This is a genomic window from Mesorhizobium sp. P2_C7, assembly GCF_056404515.1.
The window spans coordinates 25,843-38,833 of sequence record NZ_JBFUDW010000023.1 but is presented as its reverse complement, the minus strand read 5'-3'; the positions used below and the strand labels follow the sequence as shown (position 1 = coordinate 38,833).

The 12,991-nt window shown below is 61.5% G+C and carries 9 protein-coding genes; 5 read left to right on the top strand and 4 right to left on the bottom strand.

Features of this window, described 5'->3' with window-relative positions; genetic code table 11:
* Window positions 1-360 precede the first annotated feature (360 nt).
* Together AC1D2G_RS32515 and AC1D2G_RS32510 are read left to right on the top strand one after the other, a co-directional pair.
* The gene (locus AC1D2G_RS32515) at window positions 361-1,893 is read left to right on the top strand and encodes an acyl-CoA carboxylase subunit beta (protein ID WP_095091646.1); all 1,533 of its coding nucleotides are present in this window, start codon (window positions 361-363) and stop codon (window positions 1,891-1,893) included.
* A 7-nt stretch (window positions 1,894-1,900) separates the two neighbouring features.
* Window positions 1,901-2,890, top strand: a complete 990-nt coding sequence (locus tag AC1D2G_RS32510; RefSeq protein WP_477419128.1) for a M48 family metallopeptidase — start codon at window positions 1,901-1,903, stop codon at window positions 2,888-2,890.
* Between the two features lie 109 nt (window positions 2,891-2,999).
* Here the strand turns inward: AC1D2G_RS32510 and AC1D2G_RS32505 are convergent, their stop codons facing one another.
* Entirely contained in the window at window positions 3,000-5,003 is a 2,004-nt protein-coding gene (locus tag AC1D2G_RS32505; protein ID WP_477419127.1) for a hypothetical protein, read from the bottom strand.
* Window positions 5,000-6,532: an NAD(P)H-hydrate dehydratase gene (locus AC1D2G_RS32500; RefSeq protein WP_477419125.1), complete on the bottom strand. Its 1,533-nt coding sequence runs from the start codon at window positions 6,530-6,532 to the stop codon at window positions 5,000-5,002. The genes AC1D2G_RS32505 and AC1D2G_RS32500 overlap by 4 nt, the downstream gene beginning before the upstream one ends.
* Window positions 6,533-6,891: 359 nt before the next feature.
* Between AC1D2G_RS32500 and AC1D2G_RS32495 the strand changes: the two genes are divergently transcribed.
* Window positions 6,892-7,230, top strand: a complete 339-nt coding sequence (locus AC1D2G_RS32495) for a P-II family nitrogen regulator (protein WP_006205430.1) — start codon at window positions 6,892-6,894, stop codon at window positions 7,228-7,230.
* A gap of 66 nt (window positions 7,231-7,296) precedes the next feature.
* A complete protein-coding gene (glnA, locus tag AC1D2G_RS32490; RefSeq protein ID WP_095091650.1) occupies window positions 7,297-8,706 on the top strand; it encodes a type I glutamate--ammonia ligase in 1,410 nt (469 codons plus the stop codon).
* Between the two features lie 691 nt (window positions 8,707-9,397).
* Here the strand turns inward: glnA and AC1D2G_RS32485 are convergent.
* Window positions 9,398-10,438 (bottom strand): glutamine synthetase beta-grasp domain-containing protein, encoded by a 1,041-nt coding sequence (locus AC1D2G_RS32485; protein WP_477419123.1) that lies wholly within the window; start codon window positions 10,436-10,438, stop codon window positions 9,398-9,400.
* 316 nt (window positions 10,439-10,754) lie between these two features.
* On the opposite strand from AC1D2G_RS32485, the gene AC1D2G_RS32480 reads away from it, so the two are divergent.
* On the top strand, window positions 10,755-10,952 hold the full coding sequence (locus AC1D2G_RS32480; RefSeq protein ID WP_477419121.1) for a DUF2735 domain-containing protein: 198 nt from the start codon (window positions 10,755-10,757) through the stop codon (window positions 10,950-10,952).
* 84 nt (window positions 10,953-11,036) lie between these two features.
* Here AC1D2G_RS32480 and AC1D2G_RS32475 read toward each other — a convergent pair whose 3' ends face one another.
* Complete coding sequence (locus tag AC1D2G_RS32475) at window positions 11,037-12,926, bottom strand: MFS transporter (RefSeq protein WP_477419164.1); 1,890 nt, start codon at window positions 12,924-12,926, stop codon at window positions 11,037-11,039.
* Window positions 12,927-12,991: the final 65 nt, after the last annotated feature.

Sequence of the window (12,991 nt, the reverse complement as noted above, 5' to 3'; positions counted from 1 at the left end):
GGCGCAACCTGCCGTCGGATAAATTGTCATGGAACGACAAGGCGGGCGGACGGTTTCGTCCACTCGGCTGCGCTGTCGTGCCCGCAGGCATCATGCCACGGGGCTTTTTCGCCACTTTGTGATGTACCGGAAAGAGGGGCCGATATACCGGAAAGAGGGAAAACAGACGCAACCAGTCTCATTTGTCGAGAAGGCCGGATTGTTCCCGGCCCAAGCGCCTATGTCGCCGCATATGGCCCAGTTCGCGGTCAAATGCAAGGGCCGTCATGCTGCAGCGCAACAAAACCACGGCGCAAGCGGTCCTTGCGCTCGCTCGCCCGCACGATTACCACGAAATGCCGCTGGCTTGGGAGGTAACCGATGAAGGACGTGCTGAAGGAACTCGAGCGCCGCCGTGACATCGCCCGCATGGGCGGCGGCCAGGCCCGCATCGATGCACAGCACAAGAAGGGCAAACTCACCGCGCGCGAACGCATCGAGGTGTTTCTCGACGAGGGCTCGTTCGAGGAATTCGACATGTATGTCGAGCACCGCTCGACCGATTTCGGCATGGAGAAGACCAAGATCGCCGGCGACGGTGTGGTCACCGGCTGGGGCACCGTCAACGGCCGCCCGGTTTACCTGTTCGCCAAGGACTTCACCGTGTTCGGCGGCTCGCTGTCGGAAGCGCATGCCGAAAAGGTCATCAAGGTGCAGGAGATGGCGTTGCGCAACCGCGCTCCGATCATCGGCCTCTATGATGCCGGCGGCGCGCGTATCCAGGAAGGCGTGGCGGCACTGGGCGGCTATGCCGAGATCTTTCAGCGCAACGTGCTTGCCTCCGGTGTCATTCCGCAGATTTCGCTGATCATGGGCCCTTGCGCCGGCGGCGATGTCTACTCGCCGGCGATGACCGACTTCATCTTCATGGTGCGCGACACCTCCTACATGTTCGTCACCGGACCGGATGTGGTGAAGACCGTCACCAACGAGACGGTGACCGCCGAGAGCCTCGGCGGCGCCTCCGTCCACACGACGAAATCCTCGATCGCCGACGGTGCTTACGACAATGACGTCGAGGCGCTGCTGCAGATGCGCCGGCTGGTCGACCTGCTGCCGGCCTCCAACACATCGGAGCTCCCGGAGATCGAATGCTATCAGTCGGTCACCGACCATGATCAGTCGCTCGACCGGCTGATTCCCGACAACGCCAACAAGCCATACGACATCAAGGAGTTGATCCTCAAAGTCGCCGACGAAGGCGACTTCTTCGAGATCCAGCAGAATTTCGCGAAAAACATCGTCACCGGGTTCGGACGGGTCGAGGGCCGCACCGTCGGCTTCGTCGCCAACCAGCCGATGGTGCTGGCCGGCGTGCTCGATTCAGACGCCAGCCGCAAGGCGGCTCGTTTCGTGCGCTTCTGCGACTGCTTTTCGATCCCGATCGTCACCTTCGTCGATGTTCCGGGCTTCCTGCCCGGTACGGCGCAGGAATATGGCGGGCTGATCAAGCACGGTGCGAAGCTCCTGTTCGCCTATGCCGAGGCGACCGTGCCGAAGATCACCGTCATCACCCGCAAGGCCTATGGCGGCGCCTATGACGTGATGGCGTCAAAGCACCTGCGCGGCGACATGAATTACGCCTGGCCGACGGCGCAGATCGCGGTGATGGGCGCCAGGGGCGCGGTCGAGATCATCTACCGCAAGGACATCGGTGATGCCGAAAAGATCGCAGCCCATACAAAGGCTTACGAAGATCGCTTCCTGTCGCCCTTCGTCGCCGCCGAGCGCGGCTATGTCGATGAGGTGATCATGCCGCACTCGACCCGCCGCCGCATCGCGCGCGCGCTCCGGATGCTGCGCAACAAGGACATGCAAAACCCCTGGAAGAAGCACGACAACATCCCGCTGTGAGGCGCTGATGTCGCGCCTGGTCCTTTCTATGGGAACGAGATTCGGCAGGTTTGCCATCCTGCTTTTTGCCCTGCCGCTTTTCTGCCCTGTGCTGCTGTGGCTGTTGTTGCTTGACCGAAATCCGCTCGCGGTTATCGCGGGCGGGGTTATCGCCATACCGGCCGCAATGCTGGCTTTTGTTCTGTTGATCGGAGCATTGTTCGCCGGCTTTCGATCCAGCCAGGTACAAGGCATTTCCCAGCACTCGGCTCCCAAATTATGGGCTGTGTGGGAAGGTGTTGCTGGCAAACATCGTGCCGGCCGAACAACGATCGTGCTGAGCGACAACCTCAACGCCAGTATAGGGGAAGAGCGTCCGTTTCTCGGCCTGCTTGGTCGTCGGGTGATCTTGACGGTCGGTATTCCGTTGCTTGCGGTGACCGACGACAAGGCGTTTGCGGCGATCTTGGCCCATGAGGACGCGCATCTGAGAAACAGAGATACAAACGGCGGACTCAATCTTGCCGAACTCGACAAAAGCTTCGACTTGATCTTCGACTACGCCCCTCCGGGGAGGACCGTTTCCGGCAGTTTGTTTTACTGGTTGCTCAGTCCACTGTCATCCGCCATGGAACGCGAAGGAATACGGTTGTCACGACGGGCGGAGATCGATGCTGATCGTCATGCAGCGACGTCCGGCGATGCATACCAGGCAGCGCGTGCTCTGCTGCTGATCGGCGCAGCCGACGCGTTCTTCGAGCATCGGGTTTATGATCCACTCAAGCGTGAATTGCTTGGCACGATGGTTCCACCTCCTCCACCGCTCGATAGAGTTTTGAGGGCAGCCAAGGAACTGACGAGCCACTCCATCCTGCAAGAGTATGCTCAAAAGGCCTGGGATACCCCAGACAACGAAAGTGCCGATCATCCGCCATGGTCCGAACGTCTGGCTGCGCTCGGATATAGCTCGGTCCCTGCGATGGAGCCGGTTTTGGTTTCAGCCTTTCCAGCCTTTTGAGCAATGAAGTTGTTACCGAGCGCGTTCATCATTTCGATGGTGAATGGACATCGAAAGTCGCCGACCATCTTGATCGATAGGTAGCCACCCGGGTTGTTTCTGGGAGCGGCTACTCCTCTTCCGCCGCGCCAAATCCTGCCCCCATGGTGGCACGGACAGAACTGCCCCAGGGCGTCGCGTGGTTGTCGATGCGCATCTGGAAGATGAAATAGGTCGGCGAGCAGAAGCCGATACCCTTGATCTTGCCGATGCCAGGCGTATCGGGCGGCAGCGATTGGCACATATAGTCCTCGCGGCAGAAATGATCGGCCGAACAGGCCGGGCGGTTGCCGCGGTTGACGGCGCCGCCAAGGCATTGGTCGAAATTGTTGGTGGCCACGCAGATGTCGAATTTCTTGCCGCCGACCAGCCCGCAGATCTCGTTCGGCATCGGCTTGCCGGATTTGAAGGCCGCGAAGGCGCGGTCCTTGTCGTCGCAGCCGCGATAAGCGATACCGCCAGGCACGCCGATCTTCGGCGGACGGCAGGTGTAGGCAGTGCGCGAGACATCCTGCGCAAAGGCCGCGAACTGGCCTGATATTTTGAAGCGATCGTTGAAAGGCTGCGTTGCGTTGCTGGCGATCGATCCGGTCAGGCAGGGATGGCCGGAAAACATGTCGGGACTGTCCTTGGGCAGCAGGCATTGCGCCAGCTTCGTCCGCACACCCGAAGCGCTGGCTAGCGGCGTGCAGATGGTGCCGCCGCCGCACTGCCAGGTCTTGCCGAAGCGTGCGGCATCGTCCGGCATCATGCACGGCATTGCCATCTCTGCCGGCGCGTAGTCGATCGCGCCGGCGTCCGTCCAGGCAGCCGGTGGTGCAAAGGAGAGCGGGCGGAAGCGGTTCGGCTCCTTGCCTTGCGCCATGGCGCGCAGCCAGGCCTGGCGGCGCGGTATCTCGGCGTGAAGATGCGGCGAAATGCCGACCTCGATGCGGTTGAGCGGCGAGGTCGTCTTGTCGTCGAGGCCGATGAAATGGAAACCGGCGGTGGAACCAGCCTGATGGCAACCCTGGCAGGCGCCATTGTCCAGCCGTTCGATGAGAGCTTCCGGTGTGCGCAGCAGTTTGAGCCCGGAATAGTCGAGCGATGCGAATTCCCCGGGCTTAAGCAGTGGCGTGAACGGGTGGTTGGCCTGCCGCGCGCTGCCGAAGGTCGACCACGAGATGACCTTCCTGGCCAGGAATTCGTCGGGGATTTCGTAGACGCCTTCGTCGACGGCCGGCAGATTGGCGCTGACATAGGCGGCGAGCCTTGCTTTCAGGGCCGCGTCTTGCGAAAGCCGTGCGGAGTCAGGCGTGTTCTCCAGCGGCTTCTCGCTGACGGCGCCGCCATCGATGCCGAATATCCGCATGAGATAGGCAGCCTGGCCGCCGAACTCGGTTTCCTGCCCGGAGGGAAAGCGCACCACCTGGGCGTTGAGTTCCAGCTGCTTGAAGGTCAGCCCGGCTTTCTCCAGCGGTCCGCCGGTCAGCCAGCCGGCATCGACGGTCTCGTCAAGCTGTGGCGTCCAGCGTCCGGCAACGCCGACGCAGCCGCCGTCGGCATCGGGCGCCGCGCTGTAGACGGCGTTGAAATTGAACGGCAGACGCGACGCCAACAGCTTGCCATTTTTGCGGAAACTGTAGGCAAGGCGGTAGATGAAACGCACCTCGCCGCAGCTCTTGTCACCCAGCAGGGCCGCGAAGTCGCGACGGTCGAGCCGGTTGACGACGCCGACCAGCCGGAAGCGCGCGGCATCGGTCTTCAGCCAGCGCATGTCCATGATGCGGCCGACATTGCCGTCGGTGACCTCGTAGAGCGGCCGCCCGCCGGCCTTCATGTCGGCGCGCAGCGCGGCGACATCGGCCGCCACAGTGTCGACGACAGCGTGATAGGCCGGCGCCTTGTCGTAGAGAGCTTTCAGGTCGCCCGCGCCCGCCGCGCCAAAAATATCGGCAAAGCCGTAGCCCTTGGCATCAAGTGCGGCGAGTACCGCCGGATCATCGACGATCGTCACTGGAACTTCGGCGCGCGCTGCCGGCGCCACGAAGACAGCAAGGAGGGTGGCGAGCAGCAGAGCCAGGGCGCGGCTCATCGAGCGGCCGAACGTGCTTCGACAAGGTCGCGCAGCACCGGCACCAGCGCCGGCGGCAGATCCTCGGCGATCAGCCCCGGTCCGAACCGGCTGCCGGCTTCGGCATGAATCCACACCGCGGCGCAGGCCGCTTCGAAGGCGGGCATGCCTTGCGCCAGCAGCCCGGCGATGACGCCTGACAGCACGTCGCCCGACCCTGCGGTGGCCAGCCACGGCGCGCCGTTGGCGTTGATCGCCGCCCTGCCGTCAGGAGCGGCGATGACGGTGTCGGCGCCCTTGTAGACGATCACGGCATTGGCACGCACGGCGGCTGCGCGGGCCTTGTCGAGCTTGGAGGACGCAACGTCATCGGCGATATCGGGAAACAGCCTGGCGAACTCCCCTTCGTGCGGCGTCATCACCAGGGCCGGCGCGCCCGGTTGGCGAGAAGCTTCGAACAGGACGTCCGGCGCCTCACGAAAAGAGGTGATCGCGTCGGCATCGAACACAAGGCCGTCAATCCGGGTTGACGTGCCGCTAGGCTGGGCAGGGCTGAGCAGCGGGAGTGCAAATTGCCGCGTCTTTTCGCCAATGCCGAAACCGGGCCCGAGAACAAAAGCCGACGGCCGGCGTTCGCCGATGAACGAGGCGATGTCGACGCTGTCATCGGCCTTGAGCAGCATGATCGAGGTGAGATGCGCAGCGTTTACCTGCATGGCATTGGCCGGCGACAGCACGGTGACCGCCCCTGCCCCGCTTCTCGCGGCGGCTAGTGCCGACAGCCGCGCCGCGCCGGTGGCGCTCGGACCGCCGGAAAAGACGCCGACATGGCCGCGCTTGTATTTGTGCGCGTCCACCGCCGGCACGGGAAATTCCCGCGACCACAGGTCTGGCACATTCTCAAAAGTCGACACGGCGAGTTGGGCGATGATGCCGTCGCCTATGCCGATATCAGCGAGCACTATTTCACCACATTGCTCTCGTCCCGGGAGCAGCAAGTGGCCGGGCTTTTGCCGCGCGAAGGTGACGGTGACCTCGGCGTGAAACGCCCTGCCCAATATTGCGCCGCTGGCCCCTGAGACACCCGACGGCAGGTCGACCGCGACCACAGGCAGGCGCAGAGCTGTTGCAGTGTCGACGGCTTTCGCGGCATCGCCGGCCAGCGGCTTGGACAGCCCTGCCCCGTAAAGCGCGTCGACGACGATCGAGCCGGCCTCGGCGGCAAAATCCGACAGTGGCCGAGGCTTGACCGGGCATTGCGCGGCGGCGAGCGCCGCATCGCTTTGCGGCCTCGGCGTGCCGCTCGCCCAGATCGTCGTGCCGACGCCGCTGCTGGCCAGCAACCGGGCAACGACATAGCCATCGCCGCCATTGTTGCCGGGGCCGCACAGCACATGGACACGCGTGGCTGCGGGATAACGCTTGAGGATCTCGGCCGCGACCGCTTCGCCGGCACGCCGCATCAGCCCGAAGCCATCGAGCGGACCAGCGGCAATCGCTAGCCGATCGGCCTCGCTCATTTCGGCCGGGGAAAGAAGTTCGTTGCTCATGGATTGCCGATCCGCATTCGATCAAGCATTGTCCAATTTTCGATCCGAAGCAAACAAAGGGGAGTGGCGAAATTTGCGGCCATATCGTTGGAATGAGGGCGTCGCAGGCACAAAACCGCCCACCGAATAGGCAATATGCCTAATTGTTGTGCGGACGCACTATGCTGGCTCCTTCGTGGCTCCAGCGGCCCACGGCGCACCTGATGCAGTGAATGACGCTAATTTGCTTCCCGGCGCGGCGCGGCTTTGAAATCGTATGAGACCGCTTCAAATCCGTCCAATTGGCACAGTTCGTGCTTGATGGAGGCGCAAGCGGGGGTTCACAACCCGTTTTTTTGGCAGTGGAGGCCACTTTTTACATGAAAAAGATCGAAGCGATCATCAAGCCATTCAAGCTGGACGAAGTGAAGGAAGCGCTTCAGGAGGCCGGACTGCAAGGCATCACCGTCACCGAGGCCAAAGGCTTCGGGCGCCAGAAAGGCCATACCGAACTCTATCGCGGCGCCGAATATGTCGTCGATTTTCTGCCCAAGGTGAAGATCGAGGTCGTGCTAGGCGACGACGCGGTCGAAGGTGCGATCGAAGCCATCCGCAAGGCGGCCCAGACAGGCCGTATCGGCGACGGCAAGATCTTCGTCTCCAACATCGAGGAAGTCGTGCGAATCCGCACTGGCGAAACCGGCATGGACGCGGTCTGATCCGACCCCGCCATCCGCCTGAAAACCGTCATCATCAAAAAACGTCATCAAACAGGGATACATGACATGACGACAGCCAAAGACATCATGAAGCAGATCAAGGACAACGACGTGAAATTCGTCGACCTGCGCTTCACCGATCCGAAGGGCAAGCTGCAACACGTGACGATGGATGTCATCGAGGTCGAGGAAGACATGTTCGCTGATGGCGTCATGTTCGACGGCTCCTCGATTGCCGGCTGGAAGGCCATCAACGAGTCCGACATGGTGCTGATGCCCGATGCGGACACGGTCCACATGGACCCGTTCTTCGCGCAGTCGACCATGGTCATCCTGTGCGACATCCTCGATCCGGTTTCGGGTGAATCCTACAACCGCGATCCGCGTGGCACGGCCAAGAAGGCCGAGGCCTACATGAAGTCGGAAGGCATCGGCGACCAGATCTTCGTCGGCCCCGAAGCCGAATTCTTCGTCTTCGACGATGTGAAATACAAGGCCGACCCTTACAACACCGGCTTCAAGCTTGATTCCACCGAACTGCCCTCGAACGACGACACCGACTACGAGACCGGCAATCTCGGCCACCGTCCGCGCATCAAGGGCGGCTATTTCCCGGTGCCGCCGATCGATTCCGCGCAGGATATGCGCTCGGAAATGCTGACTGTGCTCGCCGAAATGGGCGTGCGGGTCGAAAAGCACCACCACGAGGTGGCGGCCGCCCAGCACGAACTCGGCATCAAGTTCGATACGCTCGTGCGCAACGCCGACAAGATGCTGATCTACAAGTATGTCGTGCACCAGGTCGCCAACGCCTACGGCAAGACGGCGACGTTCATGCCGAAGCCGATCTTCGGCGACAATGGCTCGGGCATGCACGTCCACCAGTCGATCTGGAAGAACGGCAAGCCGACCTTCGCCGGCAATGAATATGCCGGCCTGTCGGAAAGCTGCCTGTTCTACATTGGCGGCATCATCAAGCATGCCAAGGCGATCAACGCGTTCACCAACCCGCTGACCAACTCCTACAAGCGTCTGGTGCCGGGCTACGAAGCGCCGGTGCTGCTCGCCTATTCGGCGCGCAACCGCTCGGCATCCTGCCGCATCCCGTTCGGCTCATCGCCCAAATCCAAGCGCGTCGAGGTCCGCTTCCCCGATCCGGGCGCGAACCCTTACCTCGCTTTCGCCGCCATGCTTATGGCCGGTCTCGACGGCATCAAGAACAAGATCCATCCCGGCCAGCCGATGGACAAGGATCTCTACGACCTGCCGCCGAAGGAGCTGAAGAAGATCCCGACCGTCTGCGGTTCGCTGCGCGAAGCGCTGCAGAGCCTCGACAAGGATCGCGGCTTCCTGAAAGCCGGCGGCGTCTTCGACGACGATCAGATCGACAGCTACATCGAGCTGAAGATGGCTGAGGTGATGCGCTTCGAAATGACCCCGCATCCAGTCGAGTACGACATGTACTACTCGGTCTAAGATTCGATATACTATTCAAGCCCTTGAAAGAGTTCCCTTTTTCAAGGGCTTTTTGCTGCGCTCCGATGGCCCCCGCCTGTACCGACAGGTCCGCGCCCATCGCGATGGACGCACCTTTGCCATTGAGCTTTTCGGCGTGTGTGAATGCCTGGGTTGCTGAGCCCGCGTTTCATGGGCTGGCAGAAACAGTTCGGTCGATGGTGAACATGAAAGCCAGGAGCGAGCGGCGCACTGCCTCAGGCTACAGTGACCGCTCGTCCGGCGCCCACGCCTATGCTGCCGTTCAAGTAAACCCCGCCCGTCCGAACAGCATCGCGTGACGTAACCCCAAGCGCTTCGAATACGCATGCTGCACTGCGATCTGTCAACGCCGCCAAACCGGCTGCGGACAGCCGATTCCGCAACATGAACAGATGGTTATGGAAGGGTGCGAGGTCACGGATAGTGCTCAAAATGCCAGTTTTCCGGGCTTTCTGGCGGGCTGCCGCCGGAAACTGGAACAGTGGCAGCCAAGGGCTCGACCGGATTCGCGACCGCCTGCATTGCCTGACTTTTTCTGGGTATGTTTTGCCCGAGGCCCGATCCGCCGGGCAACGGCAAAAAAGAACCCCAGCTTTCGCCGGGGTTCTTGGATGGACTTGGATGAATCTCAGACTGTCACGGCATGGACGTGAAGTCCCGATTCGAATGACTATGCGGCTGCCGAAACCTCAGCGCTCGCCGGCACCGAGGCGATCGTCTTCAGAATCTGCGAGGCGATCTGGTAGGGGTCGCCCTGGGAATTCGGACGGCGATCTTCCAGATAGCCCTTGTAGTCGTTCTTGATGAAGGAATGCGGGACGCGGATCGAAGCACCACGATCGGCGATGCCATAGCTGAACCTGTTCCACGGCGCGGTCTCATGCTTGCCAGTCAGGCGCTTGTCGTTGTCCGGGCCATAGACGGCGATGTGATCCATCAGGTTCTTGTCGAAGGCCGCCATCAGCGCTTCGAAATAAGCCTTGCCGCCGACTTCGCGCATATAGGCGGTCGAGAAGTTGGCGTGCATGCCCGAGCCGTTCCAGTCGGTGTCGCCGAGCGGCTTGCAATGGTATTCGATGTCGATGCCGTATTTCTCGGTCAGGCGCTGCATCAAATAGCGGGCCATCCACATCTGGTCGGCGGCCTTCTTGGAGCCCTTGCCGAAAATCTGGAATTCCCACTGGCCCTTGGCCACTTCGGCGTTGATGCCTTCGTGGTTGATGCCGGCCGCAAGGCAGAGATCGAGATGCTCTTCGACGATCTGGCGCGCGACGGAGCCGACATTGGAATAGCCGACGCCGGTGTAGTACGGGCCCTGCGGTGCCGGATAGCCGCTTTCCGGGAAGCCCAGCGGACGGCCGTCCTTGTAGAAGAAATACTCCTGCTCGAAACCGAACCAGGCGCCCTCGTCATCGAGGATGGTGGCGCGCTTGTTCGAGGCATGCGGCGTAACGCCGTCTGGCATCATGACTTCGCACATGACGAGCACGCCGTTGCTGCGGGCCGGATCCGGATAGACAGCGACCGGCTTCAGCACGCAATCGGAGCTGTGGCCTTCGGCCTGCTGTGTCGACGAGCCATCAAAGCCCCACAGCGGAAGCTGCTCGAGCGTCGGGAATTCGGCGAATTCCTTGACTTGCGTCTTGCCGCGAAGGTTGGGGACCGGGGTGTATCCATCGAGCCAAATGTACTCGAGCTTGTATTTCGTCATTCTAGCCTCTCGTTGCTTGATCACCGAACACTGGACGGCGTCGACATGCGTCTGCCACCAGCAGCCGGCCTGCCGGATCACTAAAATGCAATTCGTGTGCCACTCTCGACCTGCAGGGTGCGGCAAAATTGACGCCGCATTCGCTTTAAGTTGGCAAGCCGCCTAAGCAATGCGTTGAGATCAATCACAATCGCAATTCGCACAAATAATAGGCAAATACTGATCTTTTCGTAGGCATATTGCCTAACTTGATTGCAGACCTTATCTTCGAGGTAGGTTGAATCGACAAGGTTCGACAGAAGAAAGGAGCCCGACAATGGAAATCATTTCCACGCGTCCGTCGGCAAAAATTCTGATGTTCCCGGCGGCAGCGCGCGTCTCTGCCTCAAATTTGAGCGGCAAGGCTAAGTTTGCGGCAGAGCTTGCCTCGCTGCGCGGTGTTCGGGCGGATTTCGGCGAAGGCTGGTATCACGATGCGGCGATAGAGGACGCGAAGCAGGACCGTCAAAGCTAAGCCCCTACCCTCATCGCATGACTGTCATTGAAAAACCCGGCACGATCGCTCGCGCCGGGTTTTCGTTGGCTACCGAACAGTCCGTTACTGCTTGGTGTTCAGATCGGTTCCCAGCGTGTCCCTGACGAAGATCATGCCGATGACCAGCGACATCGCGGCGATGACCACCGGGTACCACAGACCAAAGTAGATATCGCCCCTGTAGGCACTGAGTGCGAACACCGTCGCCGGCAGCAGGCCACCGAACCAGCCATTGCCGATGTGATAGGGCAACGACATGCCGGTGTAGCGGATGCGGGTCGGGAACATCTCGACCAGGATCGCGGCAATCGGGCCGTAGACCATGGTCACGAACAGGACCAGGATGAACAGGATGCCGATCGTCATCGGCCAGTTGATTCCCGCCGGATCGGCGAACATGGCGAAAGCGCCGCCGCCCGGTATATTGTAGACGGTGACCTCGGGCGCACCCGCCGCCTCGTCGGCGGTTAGCAGCTTGTCCTTGATCGCCTGATCGGTCGGGACCGTCGCCTTCTCGCCGGCGCGAACGGTGGCGGCATCGAGCTTCAGTTCCGGGTTGGCGGCGACAAACGCGTCAAGCTTCTGGTCCGGGATCTTGATCGCCGCGCGCTTCAGCGGATAGCCGCCGTCCCGCAGCGACATGTTGACGGCTTTGATGAAGGCGGCGTCCTTGGCTTTCGCCTGATCGCCAGCGGCGATGGCATCGTAGGATTCCACCGTCTCGTTGCCGATCTTGACCGACGCGGCCGTCCCGGCCGCGGCCGTCGACACCACGTCATAGGGAACCGAGTTCTTGGTCAGGAACGAGGTCGCGATGTCACAAGACGTCGTGAACTTCGCCGTGCCGACCGGATTGAACTGGAACTTGCAGTCGCCGGGTGCCGCCGTCACCGTAGCACGTGTGTTCTGCTGGGCCGTGGCGAGCGCCGGATTGGCGGCCCAGGTCAATGCCTTGAACAGCGGGAAGGTGCAGACGATCGCCAAGGCAAGGCCCGCCATGATGATCGGCTTGCGCCCGATCTTGTCGGAGAGCCAGCCGAAGACGACGAAGAAGATCGAGCCGAGGGCGAGCGCTATGGCGATCATGATGTTGACCGACTGCGCGTCGACCTTGAGCACGTTCTGCAGGAAGAACAGCGCGTAGAACTGGCCATTGTACCAGACCACGGCCTGACCGGCGGTGAGGCCGAGCAGCGCCAGCAGCGCGATCCGGGCATTCTTCCATTGACCAAACGCTTCCGAAAGCGGGGCCTTGGAGCCCTTGCCCTCATCCTTCATGCGCTGGAAGGTCGGCGATTCGGAGAGCGAAAGCCGGATCCAGATCGAGATGCCGAGCAGCAGGAAGGAGACAATGAACGGAATGCGCCAGCCCCATGAGGCGTAGGTTTCCTTGCTCATCGAACCCTGGACAATCAGGATGACGACCAGCGACAGGAACAGGCCGAGCGTCGCCGTCGTCTGGATCCACGAGGTGTAGTAGCCGCGCCGGTTGTCGGGTGCATGCTCGGCGACATAGGTGGCCGCGCCGCCATATTCGCCGCCCAGCGCCAGGCCTTGCAGCATGCGCAGGACAATCAGGATCACGGGAGCCGCGATGCCCAAAGTCGCATATCCAGGCAGCAGGCCGACCAGGAAGGTCGAAAGGCCCATGATCGTCATGGTGACAAGGAACGTATACTTGCGGCCGACAAGGTCGCCGATGCGGCCGAACAGCAGCGCGCCGAACGGTCGTACCAGGAAGCCGGCGGCGAACGCCAGCAGCGCGAAGATATTGCGCGTCGCTTCAGGAATGGTTGGACTGAAGAAGGTCGAACCAATGAACACCGCGAGCGAGCCGTAGAGATAGAAATCATACCATTCGAAAACGGTGCCCAGCGAGGAAGCGAAGATGACCTTCTTTTCCTCCCGCGTCATGCCGCGGCTTGCTCCGCCGGCAGTCGATGCCATTGCCATAGAATTGTCCTCCCGTGAGACCTTGTCCTCGATGCTGTGCCTCATTGTCCGCGTTCTCCTCCGAA